The organism is Pseudomonas sp. TWR1-1-3 (assembly GCF_049896805.1).
Taxonomy (GTDB): domain Bacteria; phylum Pseudomonadota; class Gammaproteobacteria; order Pseudomonadales; family Pseudomonadaceae; genus Aquipseudomonas; species Aquipseudomonas bubulae.
Genome location: NZ_JAFCUZ010000001.1, coordinates 860831 through 876217, shown reverse-complemented (window position 1 = coordinate 876217; position 15387 = coordinate 860831). Strand labels below are relative to the sequence as shown.

Annotated in this window: 10 protein-coding genes and 1 riboswitch; of the genes, 5 read left to right on the top strand and 5 right to left on the bottom strand. The window is 60.1% G+C overall.

The window, feature by feature from the left end; translation table 11 throughout:
- Nucleotides 1–10: 10 nt before the first annotated feature.
- The 3 genes from ACP7BE_RS03815 to cobW all read right to left on the bottom strand — a co-directional run bounded on the left by ACP7BE_RS03815 (nucleotide 11) and on the right by cobW (nucleotide 6031).
- Nucleotides 11–1015: an ATP-binding protein gene (locus ACP7BE_RS03815; protein WP_095000292.1), complete on the bottom strand. Its 1005-nt coding sequence runs from the start codon at nucleotides 1013–1015 to the stop codon at nucleotides 11–13.
- 171 nt (nucleotides 1016–1186) lie between these two features.
- Nucleotides 1187–4957, bottom strand: coding sequence for a cobaltochelatase subunit CobN (gene cobN / locus ACP7BE_RS03810; protein ID WP_095000293.1), 3771 nt, complete (start codon nucleotides 4955–4957; stop codon nucleotides 1187–1189).
- A 3-nt stretch (nucleotides 4958–4960) separates the two neighbouring features.
- Nucleotides 4961–6031: a cobalamin biosynthesis protein CobW gene (cobW, locus tag ACP7BE_RS03805; protein ID WP_426105347.1), complete on the bottom strand. Its 1071-nt coding sequence runs from the start codon at nucleotides 6029–6031 to the stop codon at nucleotides 4961–4963.
- Nucleotides 6032–6125: 94 nt separating this feature from the next.
- A riboswitch (cobalamin riboswitch) is annotated at nucleotides 6126–6306 on the bottom strand.
- 219 nt (nucleotides 6307–6525) lie between these two features.
- On the opposite strand from cobW, the gene ACP7BE_RS03800 reads away from it, so the two are divergent.
- Nucleotides 6526–7818, top strand: coding sequence for a glycosyltransferase (locus ACP7BE_RS03800; protein WP_095019210.1), 1293 nt, complete (start codon nucleotides 6526–6528; stop codon nucleotides 7816–7818).
- On the opposite strand, the gene ACP7BE_RS03795 is transcribed toward ACP7BE_RS03800, so the two are convergent.
- Together ACP7BE_RS03795 and cobF are read right to left on the bottom strand one after the other, a co-directional pair.
- Entirely contained in the window at nucleotides 7819–10080 is a 2262-nt protein-coding gene (locus tag ACP7BE_RS03795; RefSeq protein WP_426104790.1) for a glycoside hydrolase, read from the bottom strand. It abuts the gene before it with no gap.
- Nucleotides 10081–10272: 192 nt separating this feature from the next.
- Nucleotides 10273–11034 carry a precorrin-6A synthase (deacetylating) gene (gene cobF / locus ACP7BE_RS03790; protein ID WP_426104788.1) on the bottom strand — a complete coding sequence of 254 codons (762 nt, stop codon included), beginning with the start codon at nucleotides 11032–11034 and terminating at the stop codon, nucleotides 10273–10275.
- An 85-nt stretch (nucleotides 11035–11119) separates the two neighbouring features.
- On the opposite strand from cobF, the gene ACP7BE_RS03785 reads away from it, so the two are divergent.
- From ACP7BE_RS03785 to ACP7BE_RS03770, 4 genes are all read left to right on the top strand, one after another.
- Entirely contained in the window at nucleotides 11120–12055 is a 936-nt protein-coding gene (locus ACP7BE_RS03785) for an AraC family transcriptional regulator (protein ID WP_095000296.1), read from the top strand.
- A 140-nt stretch (nucleotides 12056–12195) separates the two neighbouring features.
- On the top strand, nucleotides 12196–13506 hold the full coding sequence (locus ACP7BE_RS03780; RefSeq protein WP_095019968.1) for an ABC transporter substrate-binding protein: 1311 nt from the start codon (nucleotides 12196–12198) through the stop codon (nucleotides 13504–13506).
- 111 nt (nucleotides 13507–13617) lie between these two features.
- Nucleotides 13618–14544, top strand: coding sequence for a carbohydrate ABC transporter permease (locus ACP7BE_RS03775; RefSeq protein ID WP_095000297.1), 927 nt, complete (start codon nucleotides 13618–13620; stop codon nucleotides 14542–14544).
- 7 nt (nucleotides 14545–14551) lie between these two features.
- Nucleotides 14552–15385: a carbohydrate ABC transporter permease gene (locus tag ACP7BE_RS03770; protein WP_426104785.1), complete on the top strand. Its 834-nt coding sequence runs from the start codon at nucleotides 14552–14554 to the stop codon at nucleotides 15383–15385.
- Nucleotides 15386–15387 lie beyond the last annotated feature (2 nt).

The window sequence follows — 15387 nt, the reverse complement described above, 5'->3', positions numbered from 1 at the left end:
GGGCGGATGCCTAGGGCTTTTTTGGCCAGCTCGGCACTTCACGGCGCGCGCCCATGGGTTGCACCTGTGCAGGCAGTTCGCCCCACTGGCCCTGCCCCGATTGAGGCGAAGCATTGCTGGCCTGAGGGGGTGACTGCGGTGGTGGTGTTGACGCCTGGCCTTTAGGTTCTCGGCGGCGATGACGCAAGGCAAACTCGGCCACGGCATCAATATCGTCCAGGCTGATGGCCGTGGCCCCGCGCCAGGCGGCATGGGCCCGCGCTGCGCGCAGCCAGACCAGGTCGGCACGCATGCCATCCACCGCGGCGGCAAAACAGCGCTCAGTTACAACAGCCAGAGACTGATCATCCAGAGCGATGCTGCCCAGCCGTTCACGGGCCTGCTGGCAGCGCTCGCGCAAGGTCGTTTGCGCCTCATCCCATTGCGCGCAAAACTTCTGCGGATCAGCGTCAAAGGCCAGGCGCCGGCGGATGATTTCGCTGCGTTCTTCCGGTTGCGGCTGGCCGCTGAGCATTACATTCAGGCCGAAGCGGTCGAGCAACTGCGGGCGCAACTCGCCTTCTTCCGGATTCATGGTACCAATCAGCACGAAACGCGCAGCATGCCGATGGGAGATGCCATCACGCTCGACCACATTGGTGCCGCTCGCTGCCACATCCAGCAGCACGTCCACCAGATGATCGGCAAGCAGGTTGACTTCATCGACGTAGAGCACGCCGCCGTCGGCCTTGGCCAGCACCCCCGGGGAGAACTGCGCCTTGCCCTGGCCCAGTGCGGCATCCAGGTCGAGGGTACCAACCAGACGCTCTTCGGTTGCGCCCAACGGCAAGGTGACAAACTGGCCGCTGGCAAGCAGGTCGGCCAGACCGCGTGCCAGCGTCGACTTGGCCATGCCGCGCGGGCCTTCGATGAGTACGCCGCCAATTTTCGGGTCAATGGCGGTCAGGCACAGCGCCAGTTTCAATGAGTCCGCGCCGACCACCGCCGATAACGGGAAATGTGGGGTGTCAGTCATGTTTTCGGGCTCCAGATTTTAGAATATTGATCGGCCTCAAAAGCCCCTCACCCCAGCCCTCTCCCAAAGGGAGAGGGGGCCGATTTTTGGTGAGGTATAAATCCTGAACATCCCCCTATCAGTCCCCTCTCCCTCCGGGAGAGGGTTAGGGTGAGGGTGAGGGTTGCCTGGTTACTCTTCCTCTATATCCAGCAACAGATTCTCCAGCGCCGCTTGATACTCCCCCGGTTCACTCCACAGCCCGCGCTGCTGCGCTTCGAGCATGCGTTCGGTCATGTCGCGCAGGGCATGCGGGTTGTGCTCACGCACAAACTCACGGGTATCCGGGTCCAGCAAATAGGCATCCGCCAGCAATGCATATTGATGATCATCGATCAGGTGCGTGGTTGCATCAAAGGCAAACAGGTTGTCCAGGGTAGCGGCCATCTCAAATGCGCCTTTGTAACCATGGCGTTTGACCCCTTCTATCCATTTCGGGTTGGCCGCACGGGAACGGATGACCCGGTTCAACTCTTCCTTGAGCGTACGGATCTTCGGCAGATCCGGCTGGCTGTGGTCGCCGTGGTAGCTGGCTGCGGCCTCCCCACGCAAGCTCTCTACCGCCGCCAGCATGCCACCCTGAAACTGGTAGTAGTCATTGGAATCGAGCAGGTCATGTTCACGGTTGTCCTGATTTTGTACCACCGCCTGCATCTGCCCCAATCGCTGGGCAAACTGACCGCGGGCCGCCGTGCCTTCATCGGCGCCGCCATAGGCATAACCGCCCCAGTTCAGATACACCTCGGCCAGGTCGTCGCGGCTTTGCCACAAACGCCCATCGATTGCGTTCTGTACCCCGGCACCGTAAGCCCCGGGTTTGGCACCAAACACCCGCCAACCCGCCTGACGGGCCGCCAGTTCCGGGGCCAGCCCTTCGCGCTCCAGCTGTTCACGCTCGCTGCGCACTTTTGCCGCGAGCGGATTCAGGTCATCAGGTTCGTCCAGCGCCGCCACCGCCTGAACAGCGGCATCGAACAGGCGAATAAGATTGGCAAAGGCATCACGGAAGAACCCGGACACACGCAAGGTCACGTCCACCCGCGGCCGGTCCAGCAGGCTCACCGGGAGGATTTCAAAGTCATCCACCCGCTGGCTACCCGTGGCCCACACCGGGCGCACGCCCATCAGCGCCATGGCCTGGGCGATATCATCACCGCCGGTGCGCATGGTCGCAGTGCCCCATACCGACAGGCCGAGCTGACGCAGGTGATCGCCGTGGTCCTGCAAATGACGCTCAAGAATCAGGTTGGCCGACTGAAAACCGATACGCCAGGCCGTGGTGGTGGGCAAGTTGCGTACATCCACGGAAAAGAAATTACGCCCGGTAGGCAGTACGTCCAGGCGCCCGCGGCTCGGTGCACCACTGGGGCCGGCAGGGACAAAACGCCCCGCCAGAGCATCGAGCAGACCCTGCATCTCGGCCGGGCCGCAAGCATCCAGACGCGGAGCAACAACCCCAAGCAGCGCCTCAAAAATCCCCCGCACTTCGCTCCATTGCTCGGTGTCGGGCAATTGCAGCGTGCCCGCCAACGCCTGCTCGATCAGCTGCGCAGCATACAGTTCCAGACGTTCGCGGGTATCGCCTGCGGTGCGCCACAGCGCCTCGCTGACTGCTTGCAAAGGCGCGGGGCGACGTGCCGTCCAGGGCTCGGCCAGCGCACAGTCCAGCGGATCAAAACTCAGCCCGAAGGCTTTGGCCAACGCCCGCAGCACGCTTGATTGCGCCCCGCGTCCATCACCGCGGGGGATGCGCAGCAATGCCAGCAAGGTGTCGATGCGCAGACGCCCGGCAGGCGATTCACCAAAAATATGCAGGCCGTCGCGGATTTGCGATTCCTTGAGGTCGCACAGGTAGGTATCCAGCCGTGGCAGCCAGATTGCGGCATCGCTGTCGCTGTCGAGGTGTGCGTCCAGTTGCAGCTCGCGGTCGATATGGGTATCGCGCACCAGCTTGAGAATATCCCGTTGCAACTCCCGCGCCCGGCGCGGATCAAGCAGTTGCGCTTCGTAATACTCGTCGGCCAGCAGCTCCAGGTCACGCAGAGGGCCATAGGTTTCGGCCCGGGTCAGCGGCGGCATCAAGTGGTCAATAATGACCGCCTGGGTCCGGCGCTTGGCCTGTGCGCCCTCACCCGGATCATTGACGATAAACGGATAGACGTTGGGCATGGGGCCCAAAATAGCATCCGGCCAGCAGTGTTCAGACAGCCCGACGCCCTTGCCCGGCAACCATTCCAGATTGCCATGCTTGCCCACATGCACCACCGCATGGGCGCCGTAGGTGTTGCGCAGCCAGAAATAAAACGCCAGATAAGCATGGGGCGGTACCAGGTCCGGGTCATGGTAGACCGCACTGGCATCGACCTGATATCCCCGCGCCGGTTGAATGCCGACAAAGGTCAGGCCAAAACGCAGCCCGGCAATCATCAGGCGACCGCTGCGAAACATCGGGTCGTGCTGTGGCTCGCCCCAACGCTCAATCACCGCCTGGCGATTGGCTTCTGGAAGACGATTAAACATCGCCTGGTATTCATCCAGCCCAAGGCTTTGATGGCACGGGCGCAGGTCGAGGCTGTCGAGGTCGTTGCTGACACCGCCCAACAGGGCTTGAATCAACGCGGTGCCGGTATCCGGGAGCTCAGCAGCCACCGGGTAGCCTTCGCCCTGCAAGGCGCGCAAAATATTCAGCGCCGCAGCCGGGGTATCCAGCCCTACGCCATTGCCGATACGGCCATCGCGGGTCGGGTAGTTGGCCAGGATCAGGGCGATACGTTTTTGCGGGTTCGGCACACGTGCCAGCTCCACCCAGCGCCGTGCCAGTTCTGCGACAAAATCCATCCGTTCCGGATGCGCTCTGTAACACACCACATCCGACTGACTGCGCTCACTGCGCCACGCCAGGTCCTTGAAGCTGATCGGCCGGCTGATGATCCGCCCGTCCAGTTCCGGCAAGGCAATGTGCATGGCCAGGTCCCGCGGGCCCAGACCCTGCTCGCTGGCTTGCCAGCCGGGCTGGTTGTCCTGGGCACAAATGGCCTGGATCACCGGGATATTGCGGCGAAACGGGCGCAAATGCGGAGCTTCCGGGCTGGACTGGGCAAACCCGGTGGTATTGAGAATGACCCCTGCGCCGACTTCATCGAGCAAGTCCTGTACCACCGCCAGGCAGCCTGGCTCCTTCAGGCTGGCGACCGCAATCGGCAGCGGATTTAGCCCTGCCGCCTGCAGACGCTGGCAGAACACATCGACAAATGCCGTATTGGCCGCCTGCAAATGCGAGCGATAGAACAAGAGCGCCGCCACCGGTTGGCCCGGCTGCCAGTCGCCTTGCCAGTCCTGCAGTGCAGGGCTGGAATGGGCCGGATGATAAATGGCAGTACGGGGCAAGGTGTGCGGTTCGTCCCAGGCATAGTCGCGGCCCAGCCATTGGCTGGCCAGGCAACGATAAAGCTGCAGGGCGTTATGCCGCCCGCCCTGGCGCAAAAAGTGCCAGAGCCGTTCGGCCTGCTCGACGGGCACTGTGCTCAGGGCGCTGAGTTCCGGGTCGGGGCGGTCATCGCCCGGCACCAGAATCAGGGTCACACCGCGTTCAGCCAGTTGCACCAGCCGTTCAATGCCGTAGCGCCAGTAGCCGATGCCACCGTGCAGCGACAACAAAATCACCTTGGCGTGTTGCAGAACCTCATCGACATACAGGTCGACCGAGCCGTGGTTTTGCACCTGCATCGGGTTGGCCAGACGCAGGCTTGGATAATCGTCAGGCAACTGCTGCGCCGCTTCGGCCAGCAGGGCCAGGCTTGAGTCACCGCTGCACAGGATCACCAGTTCGGCGGGGGTCTGGCCGAGGTCGGCAATATTGTCGTCCGCTACAAAGCCGCCGGGCTGGGTCCTGAGCAAATGCATGGTTTAGGCGCTCAATGCTGTACGCAGGGTGGACTCGAGCAGGGCCGCGTCCAGGTCCTGGCCGATCAGCACCAGTTTGGTGGTGCGCGCTTCGTCACTGCCCCAGGCGCGATCAAAGTGCTTGTCAAAGCGCGTGCCCACGCCCTGGATCAGCAAGCGCATCGGTTTGCCCGGAATCGCGGCAAAGCCCTTGACCCGCAGAATGCCGTGCTTGACCACCAGTTGGCTCAGAGCATCCATCAGCGCGCGCTCCTCTGCCTGAGGCAGCTCGATAGAGATCGAGTCGAAGGCATCGTGATCGTGGTCGTCGTGGTCATCATCGCCATCGTGATGATGGTCGTGATGGCTGTGGCGGCCATCGATATGGTCTTCCGAACCCGTCTCCAGGCCCAGCAGCACGTCCAGCGGCAAGCGACCGCTGCTGGCTTCGATGACCTTGACCGCCGGTGGCAGTTCTTCAGCCACTTCGGCACGTACACGGGCAAGGTCTTCAGGGCTGATCAAGTCAACCTTGTTGAGAATCACCAGATCGGCACTGGCCAGTTGGTCAGCAAACAGCTCGTGCAGCGGCGACTCGTGGTCCAGGTTAGGGTCGAGCTTGCGCTGGGCATCTACCTGATCCGGGAAGGCCGCGAAAGTGCCAGCCGCCACCGCCGGGCTGTCGACCACGGTAATCACCGCGTCAACCGTGCAGGCACTGCGGATTTCCGGCCACTGGAAGGCTTGAACCAACGGCTTTGGCAGGGCCAGGCCCGAGGTTTCGATAAGGATATGGTCGATATCGCCACGGCGCGCCACCAGCTCACGCATCACCGGGAAGAATTCTTCCTGTACCGTGCAGCACAGGCAGCCATTGGCCAGTTCATAGACGCGTCCCTTGGCCTCTTCTTCGGTGCAGCCAATAGTGCATTGCTTGAGGATTTCGCCATCGATACCCAGTTCGCCGAATTCGTTGACGATCACTGCAATGCGACGGCCGTTGGCGTTGTCCAGCATATGACGCAGCAAGGTAGTCTTGCCCGAACCGAGAAAGCCGGTAACGATAGTGACGGGGGTTTTGGCCAGTGTTTTCATCGGATGCCCTTTGGCAAAACGGCGGGCATACGGGACGACGGCCGCAAGCAGTGCGCGGTCAGTCTTCGCCACCGGATCACCCCGCCCGGTTGAAGTAAGAATCTGTTACGAGGCAGGTCTCCTGGCTTACGGCTGATACCTACCTTGCGCCTTCCCGCCTGTGAAGCAGTGGCATTGCAAGATCAACGACCGTTTACAGTTGCGGGGGCAGCCGCGGCATACCGCGTTCCCTTCTTAGCTTCGCGCTGCGAAGAACCTCGAACGCGCAAGGCTACGCAGTGCTTTGTAACAGGTCAACACAGATACGTTTAGATACTCTGACCTATTGTGGGAGCGAGCCTGCTCGCGAACGACCTTCGCGAGCAGGCTCGCTCCCACAGGTGCAGTATTCCTGTAGCCGCTCACAAGGTAAGAGGCAGCGACCACAGGTGTTGTAGGCAACTTGTGTTCTAATTGCCGCCTTTTATCAGCCACAGCGCTTCAAGGATCTGCCCATGCCGTCCACTCGCCCAACCCGCGTCCTGATTATTGGCTACGTGTGGCCCGAGCCCCGCTCTTCGGCGGCGGGCGGACACATGATGCAGATCATCGAAAGTTTCTTGCAGCAAGGCTGGCACATCACCTTCAGCAGCCCGGCAGGCATTGGCGAACACAAGGCTGATCTGGCGACATTGGGCATTGATGAAGTCAGTATCGCGCTCAATAACAGCAGCTTCGATACCTTCATCACCGAGCTGGCCCCGGATATCGTGCTGTTCGACCGCTTCATGATGGAAGAGCAGTTCGGCTGGCGCGTGGAGAAGCATTGCCCGCAGGCCCTGCGCGTGCTGGAAACCTCCGACCTGCAAAGCCTGCGCGACGCCCGCCAGCAACAGCTCAAGGCGCGCCTCAAACTCGACGCCGACACTGATGATTTCAGCAGCCTGTTCGCCCCGGCACAACGGGAGACCTTCGAGCAGATGGCCGTTACCGATCTGGCGCAACGGGAGATCGCGGCGATTTATCGATGCGACTTGAACCTGATGATTTCCGAATACGAAATCGATCTGCTCGTAGAGCACTTCAAGGTGCCCCGAGCCCTGCTGCACTGGTGCCCGTTGATGGTCGACAGCGTACCTGCGCAGTTCGTACCCTTTGACCAGCGTCAGCATTTCCTGAGCATCGGCAATTTCCGTCATGCCCCCAACTGGGATGCCGTGCTCTGGATGAAAACCGCGATCTGGCCATTGATCCGTCAGCAACTGCCCACGGCGCAATTGCATGTCTATGGTGCTTACACCCCGCCCAAGGCCACTGCGCTGCACAACCCGGCACAGGGTTTTCACGTGCTCAACTGGGCCGAAGATGCGCTTGAGGTGATGAGCAATGCGCGGATCTGCATGGCCCCCCTGCGCTTTGGTGCAGGAATCAAGGGCAAAATCGCCGATGCCATGCTCTGCGGCACGCCCAACGTCACAACTCCCGTAGGCGCCGAAGGCATGCATGGCGACCTGCCGTGGGCAGGTGCCATCGAACAGAGTGCCAGTGCGATTGCTGCCGCTGCGGTGCAGCTGTATCAGAGCCCTGACGCCTGGCATCAGGCCCAGCAGCACGGAACGGCACTACTGGCGCAGCGCTATTTGCAAAGTACCCACGGCCCGGCACTGGTCGAGTGCATCGAAGCCTGCCGCGCCGGCCTGCAACAGCATCGGCGCAACAACTTCACCGGTGCCATGCTGCGCCATCACCAGCATAAAAGTACCCAGTACATGTCGCAGTGGATCGAGGCAAAGAATCGAACGGTTTGACTAGGGCTGTGCCAGTCGCGTCGCCTTGAACATCTCGGCAATCATGATGATGCGGTCTTTTTCGCCCGGTATCTGGACGCTTGCCGACATTGGCGCAAATTGCATGGCGTCGGCACTTTGCGCCTTGTCTGGATTGAAATTGACCGTAATTCGGGTTCCATCATCAAACACCGTGCGCTGCAGGCTCCGGTCTGCACTGAGCACCTGAAAATCAACCAGTGCCTGGGTAAAAAGCCGTTGATGCAAGGGCGAAAAAACCTCGTTGTAGGCCGCGATAAAGGGCAAGTCGCGCTCCAGCACGGCGGCATTGAGGTGGTACATGGGCGGCGTCATGTACAACAGCTGCAGCAGTGCCGTGCTCTGCTGCTCATTGGAAAATTTCAACGATGGGTAGGCCCAGTGATGCGTGCTGACCAGACTGTCGTGAAGCACCATTTGGTAAAGCGGCAAGCGGTACTTCCAGGAGCGGACATAGGTTGCCAGTTGCCGTTTGATCGGAACAGTCTTGAAAAACAGTGTTGGCGTCTCCGGGGGCCAGTACTGCCCTACAAAGAAAGGTGACTGTTGATTACCGGACATGTCAGGGTCGGTCCAGTCGAATGGTTGTGTGGCAATGCCGTGGCTGTAGGCAATATTGGCTGCAAACGTAGAAACCGCCCCCTCGCTGCCCGTGACCAGCCCCAACGACTCGCCCGGGTAATCCAGGCGCCGGGCAATCACCCGGGCATTTTCACTTTCACTGGTTTCCCGGCCGGGGGTGTAGTCCGCCTGTGCAGTGACCGCAGCATCGACATCGAGAAAATAGCTGTTGAGCCCGGCAGCACCTGCCACAGCCTTGATGCGCTGGCGCGCATAGTCCTGGGCCTCCCGGGGATTGGCAAAGACGCCAATGCCATTAAACCCCTTGCTCGTAGTACCGCTCGCGTCATGCTGCCCTGCACTGGCCAGGTTCGCGCCCATTTGCGCAGCGGCCCAGGTTTCCGGTTCGGCGGGTGCATGAGCGTCTGCGTAGTTGTCGTACACCGCCACCAGAAACCCGGCTTGCTTGGCCAATGCCACAGCCTGCGGGTGCCAGAATGCATCAAGCCAGTCCTTGGCTCCCAGCCAGGCACGGGTGAGCCCGGCTTGTTTGAGCGCATTGACCGTATCCACAGACAGCCCTCCTCCCCAGCGCTCGGCCGGTAACAGGTAAGGCCCGAAAGCCTCGACCAGCTGAGTTCTGGCTGCCTGCCCCCACAACACCTCGCCAGCCGGATCATGCCCCCCGTCCAGAGGTTCCTTGGCGGGTACCGCTACAACCTGCCGCATTCCCTGGTTGATGGCACGAACCAGTTGCAGTTGATTGAACGGTGAAACCATTCGTAGCCGTGAGCGCGTACTCGACAAACTCATGTCAAATACGCTGCGGGTTTGCGGATCAAAGCTTGACCATAAACTGGCAGCCAGATGCCCGGGAGTACGGCGCGCCCGGTCAAAAGCCGTGATAAAGCTTGCCCAGTTGAGGACGTCTGCGGTTTTCAGCGGCCCTGCGTCCCAAACATAAATATGGGGTGCACCGCCGAGCAGGGCAGTTTGCGGCACCGCACGAATTTTATCTGTCAGTGAAACGAACTGGCCACTGCTCTTGAGCCATTTGCGATATAGCCCTGCGCCATATAACGGTTGTGCAGGGCCGGGGGCGATGCTGATCACAAAGGGCGCATCAGGTGCAAGCCGGTTGAAGTCATGCTGCAATTGCGGCACCGCAGTGTTTTTGACTCGCTTGATACTAAACAGGGTGTCGAAGGGCGTTTCTACTATCCAGGTGACCGACAGATCCTCGTGCAATTGAGTCCAGAACGGCATGCTCAACTCACCCAGCAACTGCCCGCCGGAGTAGCGCTTGACCAGCCAGCTAAGCCAGCCGGGGTCATTGGCCGGTATATAGCTACCCTCGCCAAAAGGAATGGCGTAGGCACGAATGTCGGTTTGCAGGCGCGGCCAACGCAAGCTTGCAGGGCGGGACGCCTGTATCGAAACGCGCAACCTGTCGTCCTCAACCTTGATGTCGACCCGGTATTGATTCCCCTCCTGGCTAATCGTCCAGCTGTCGGAAGCCAGTTCAGTGACCTCGCTGTCCTGCCTGAATGCACCGCCACTGAGCAACAAGGGCGCTTTGCCGGGCCGTACCAAGAACACCTCAAGGGTTGCCCGGTTCACATCGAAGGTACCCTGAGCGACAGCAAAACTGGCTCTGCCAGTGGCATTGGCAGGGCCCGGCATCACAAGCCCCCATGCTGCAAAAAGCAGGACACACAAGAACCCACGGTAACAACGCAAACAGGCAAGATGGGCTTTCATAGCTGACTCATGTAAACGACGCAATACAGGAGCCGAACTGTAGGCAGTTGTATCAACTTGACGCCATAATCTAATTCTACAAAACATGTACGAAAAAGACTTCGACGCAACTGCCTATTCACTCAGGCGGGCGCGCCTGCGCAGCAGATACGTGTCCATTATCCAGCCCTTTCTTGCTCGGGCAGTACTGCGGGCCTGGTTGATCTGCTCGCACACTTCGCTCAGTTTGCCCGCGATCAGAATCTCGTCCGCAGTGCCGATATAGGCGCCCCAATAGATATCGACATTTTCATCGACAAAGGCTTCAAAGGCACAATGTGCGTCGAGCATGACCACGACATTATCCAGATCCTCGGCCACCAGCTTGCGTCCGGTGGTGATGCGGATCGGCTGGCCGATAGTGTTGAGCGCAATGCGATGGCGCGCGGCCAGGGCCTGCACACTGCTGATACCGGGGATCACCTCATGCTCGAAGTCGCTGCAGCCCCCGGCCCGGACACGGTCGAGAATACGCAAGGTGCTGTCATACAGCCCCGGGTCGCCCCACAACAGAAAAGCCCCGCATTCGCCATCGGCCAGTTGGTCTTCGATCAAGTGGGTAAACACTTCGGCCCGCTGTTGGTGCCAATCCTCGACGCCATCGGTGTAGCACGCCGTTGAGCTGTCACGCTGCGGGTCGTTGACCTGCACCACACGGTAGCCCGGCTCACGGATATAGCGCTGGCAGATCTGCAGGCGCATGCGCACCAGGTCTTCGGTGGCCTGGCCCTTGTCGAGCACAAACAGCACATTGGCGCGATTCAGCGCGTTGATCCCCTGGACGGTGATGTGCTCCGGGTCTCCGGCGCCGATACCGATCAACAACAGTGTTTTCATCCTGTAATACCCTCAAATCTGACTGGACTTAACCGCAGGAACCGGCATGATCCACGCCATAACAAGACTGACGACGGCCCAGCCCATGACCCGCCCCGCCCGCGCCACAGACCCGTCCTACGAACTGATGGACGACCACAATGGCCTGTCGATCATCTATCGCCAGCATGGCTTTCCCTGTCCGCTGGTGCGCTGGCACTTCCATAAGGAATACGAGTTGCATCTGATCGTTGCCAGCAGCGGCAAGGTGTTTGTGGGCGACTATATCGGTAATTTCCACCCTGAAACATTATTCCTCACCGGGCCCAACCTGCCTCATAACTGGATCAGCCAGGTGGCCGGTGACGAGGTGGTGCCCACCCGCGACATGCTGGTCAACTTCACCGATGAACTGCTTGAGGGCGCCGCCTCGGTACTCACCGAACTCAAGTCCCTCACGCCAATGCTTGAACGGGCGCGCCACGGGATCGAGTTCCGCTGTAAAGCCACGATCCGCAAGGCTATGGACCTGATGCAGGCAATTGCCGGCTCCAGCGGCATCACCCGGCTTGGCCATTTCCTGATCCTGCTGGAACTGCTGGCCGGCTGTGATGACTACCAACTGCTGTCTGGGGTCACCGCCGGAAATCTGGCCGACGAGCAAACCATCGACCGCACCAACCGGGCTGTCGACTATATCTTCAGCCACTACACCCGCGAGCTGCCGCTAGAAGAAGTCGCCGACTACATGGGCATGAAGCCCACCTATTTTTCCCGCGTATTCAAGCAAGCCACAGGGCGCTGCTTCATCGAGTTCGTCAATCGACTGCGCATCAGCAAGTCCTGCGAGTTACTGGCCGATGGTCAAAAGCCCGTCACAGATGTGTGTTTCGAGTCAGGTTTCAACAATATTTCCAACTTCAACCGTCGCTTTCAGCAACTCAAAGGAATGACCCCGTCACACTATCGTCGCCTGGCGGTGCAGCGTTTGACCGAGCAAAACCAGCGTGCGCCGGGTGAACGCCTGCGCAGTGCAAAATAGTATCGATTGATGTGCTTCCAGTGATTTGTCACGCCGGTGATTGAGGGCTGTAATCGGCCCAGGCGCTTGCCCCGTGCGAGCCGCTATAAAAACAATAACCGTCCTTCAAAAGCCGCCAGGCCGCTGAAGTGGAGTGCTCAATGAATATCCCTGTCAAAGCGTTATGTGTCGCCACGTGCATGACCCTGAGCGGCATCAGTTCAGGCGCGCAAACCCTGACCATCGCCACGGTCAACAACAGCGACATGATCCGCATGCAAAAGCTGGCGAAAACCTTCGAGAGCGAGCACCCCGAGATCAAGCTCAACTGGGTGGTGCTGGAAGAAAACGTATTGCGCCAGCGCCTGACCACGGACATTGCCACCCAGGGCGGACAATTTGACGTGCTGACCATCGGCATGTACGAAGCCGCACTCTGGGGTGCCAAGGGCTGGCTCGAGCCCATGACCGACCTGCCCGCCACCTATGCCATCGACGATGTGTTCCCGGCGGTTCGCGACGGCCTGTCCGTCAAGGGCACGCTCTATGCCCTGCCGTTTTATGCCGAAAGCTCGATGACCTATTACCGTACCGACCTGTTCAAGGATGCCGGGCTGAGCATGCCCGAGCATCCGACCTGGGAGCAGATCGCCGGCTTTGCCCGCACCCTCAACAAACCTGACCAGGAACAATACGGCATCTGCCTGCGCGGTAAGGCGGGCTGGGGTGAAAACATGGCGCTGATCAGCACCATCGCCAACGCCTACGGCGCGCGCTGGTTCAATGAGCAATGGCAACCGGAGTTCAACGGGGCCGAGTGGCAAAATGCCTTGAATTTTTATGTCGGCACACTGAAAGCCTCAGGCCCGCCGGGTGCGACCAGCAATGGTTTCAACGAAAACCTGGCGCTGTTCAACAGCGGCAAATGTGCGATCTGGGTCGATGCCAGTGTTGCTGGCTCGTTTGTCACCGACAGTAGCCAGAGCAAGGTCGCCGAGCATGTCGGCTTTACCTTCGCACCCCATGCTGTGACCGATAAAGGCAGTGCCTGGCTGTACTCCTGGGCACTGGCCATACCCACCAGTTCCAAAGCCAAGGACGCCGCCAGGACATTCAGCACCTGGGCCACGTCCAAAGAATACGGTGCACTGGTAGCGGAAAAAGACGGCATTGCCAATGTCCCCCCGGGCACCCGGGCCTCGACCTATACCGAGGCGTACCTGAAAGCTGCACCCTTTGCCAGGGTCACCCTCGAGTCCTTGAAAGTTGCCAACCCTCAGGACCCGACCCTCAAGCCCGTGCCTTATGTAGGTATCCAGTTGGTCACCATCCCGGAGTTCCAGGCGGTGGGCACCCAGGTTGGCAAGCTGTTCAGTGCCGCGCTGATTGGCCAGACCACCGTGGACCAGGCTCTGGCCGCGGCCCAGCAGAGCACCGAGCGTGAAATGAAGCGGGCGGGTTATCCCAAGTAGCACTGCCAACACCAAACTCTGGTCTGTGGGAGCGAGCCTGCTCGCGAATACCGCGTCGACTCCTTCGCGAGGAGGCTCGCTCCCACGCAAAGCAATTCAGATGTATTGACGATGACGACTTCGACTGTTATTGCCGCGCTCGACGCCCCGCCAACGGGGCGGCGTCCGCGCCTGTTCAATCCCGGCTGGTTTCTGGTAACGCCCTCTGTGGCGCTTCTGTTGCTGTGGATGATCGTGCCACTGGGCATGACCTTGTACTTTTCACTGATCCGCTACAACCTGCTTTATCCCGGCGAAAACCAGTTCGTGGGGCTGGAGAACTTCACCTACTTCCTCACCGATTCGGGCTTCCTGCCCGGCGCAACCAACACTTTGCTGCTGGTTGGCAGTGTGCTGCTGATCAGCGTGGTGCTCGGCGTACTGATCAGCGCCCTGCTCGAAGCCAGCGAATTCATGGGCCGCGGCATCGTAAGGGTGCTGTTGATCTCGCCGTTTTTCATCATGCCGACCGTGGGCGCGCTGATCTGGAAAAATCTGATTTTCCATCCGGTATCCGGCGTCCTGGCCGCCGTGTGGAAGTTGTTTGGCGCCCAGCCGGTGGACTGGCTGGCGCACTACCCGCTGCTGTCGATCATCATCATTGTGTCGTGGCAATGGCTGCCCTTTGCGATCCTGATTCTGATGACCGCCATGCAGTCTCTGGACCAGGAACAAAAAGAAGCCGCGCGCCTGGACGGTGCCGGCCCCATCGCGATTTTCTGGCACCTGACCTTGCCCCATCTGGCGCGCCCCATTGCCGTCGTAGTGATGATCGAGACCATCTTTCTGTTGTCGGTGTTCGCCGAAATCTTTACCACCACCAACGGCGGCCCGGGCTATGCATCCACCAACCTCGCGTACCTGATCTATAACCAGGCGCTGGTGCAGTTCGATGTGGGCATGGCCTCGGCCGGCGGTTTGATCGCCGTGGTCATCGCCAATATTGCCGCCATCATTCTGGTGCGCATGCTCGGCAAAAACCTGACAGACAAGCCGTGAGGGCTCAGTGATGACACTACAACAATCGCGCCGCCTGCAAAGCCTGCTGCTGGGCACCCTGGCCTGGGCCATCGCCATCTTGATCTTTTTCCCGATCTTCTGGATGCTCCTGACCAGTTTTAAAACCGAACTCGACGCCTTTGCCACGCCGCCCCAGTTCATTTTCACGCCCACGCTGGAGAACTACCTGCATATCGAACAGCGCAGCGGTTACTTTCACTTCGCCTGGAACTCGGTGGTGATCTCGTTCACTGCCACGGCCCTGTGCATGCTGATCGCTATCCCGGCGGCCTACTCGATGGCGTTCTACGAAACCAAGCGCACCAAGGGCACGCTGCTGTGGATGCTCTCCACCAAGATGCTGCCGCCAGTGGGTGTACTGATGCCCATCTACCTGCTGGCCAAGAGCTTTGGCCTGCTGGATACACGAGCGGCACTGATCATCATCTATACCCTGATCAACCTGCCGATCGTGGTGTGGATGATTTACACCTACTTCAAGGATATTCCCAAAGACATCCTCGAAGCCGCACGGCTGGACGGCGCCACGCTGTGGCAGGAGGTGGTGCGCGTATTGCTGCCGATCAGAAAGGGCGGCCTGGCTTCAACCCTGCTGCTGTCGCTGATCCTGTGCTGGAACGAAGCGTTCTGGTCACTGAACCTGACCTCTTCCAGCGCCGCGCCTCTGACTGCTCTGATCGCGTCCTACTCCAGCCCCGAGGGCCTGTTCTGGGCCAAGTTGTCGGCCGTTTCGACCCTGGCCTGCGCACCGATCCTGATTTTTGGCTGGATCAGCCAGAAGCAACTGGTGCGCGGTTTGTCCTTCGGCGCAGTCAAATAAAA

Bases quoted from the DNA above. Each gene is read 5' to 3' on its own strand.
- ACP7BE_RS03815 (WP_095000292.1), bottom strand. From the start codon at position 1,015: ATGACTGACACCCCACATTTCCCGTTATCGGCGGTGGTCGGCGCGGAC.
- cobN (WP_095000293.1), bottom strand. From the start codon at position 4,957: ATGCATTTGCTCAGGACCCAGCCCGGCGGCTTTGTAGCGGACGACAAT.
- cobW (WP_426105347.1), bottom strand. From the start codon at position 6,031: ATGAAAACACTGGCCAAAACCCCCGTCACTATCGTTACCGGCTTTCTC.
- ACP7BE_RS03800 (WP_095019210.1), top strand. From the start codon at position 6,526: ATGCCGTCCACTCGCCCAACCCGCGTCCTGATTATTGGCTACGTGTGG.
- ACP7BE_RS03795 (WP_426104790.1), bottom strand. From the start codon at position 10,080: ATGCCGGGCCCTGCCAATGCCACTGGCAGAGCCAGTTTTGCTGTCGCT.
- cobF (WP_426104788.1), bottom strand. From the start codon at position 11,034: ATGAAAACACTGTTGTTGATCGGTATCGGCGCCGGAGACCCGGAGCAC.
- ACP7BE_RS03785 (WP_095000296.1), top strand. From the start codon at position 11,120: ATGACCCGCCCCGCCCGCGCCACAGACCCGTCCTACGAACTGATGGAC.
- ACP7BE_RS03780 (WP_095019968.1), top strand. From the start codon at position 12,196: ATGAATATCCCTGTCAAAGCGTTATGTGTCGCCACGTGCATGACCCTG.
- ACP7BE_RS03775 (WP_095000297.1), top strand. From the start codon at position 13,618: ATGACGACTTCGACTGTTATTGCCGCGCTCGACGCCCCGCCAACGGGG.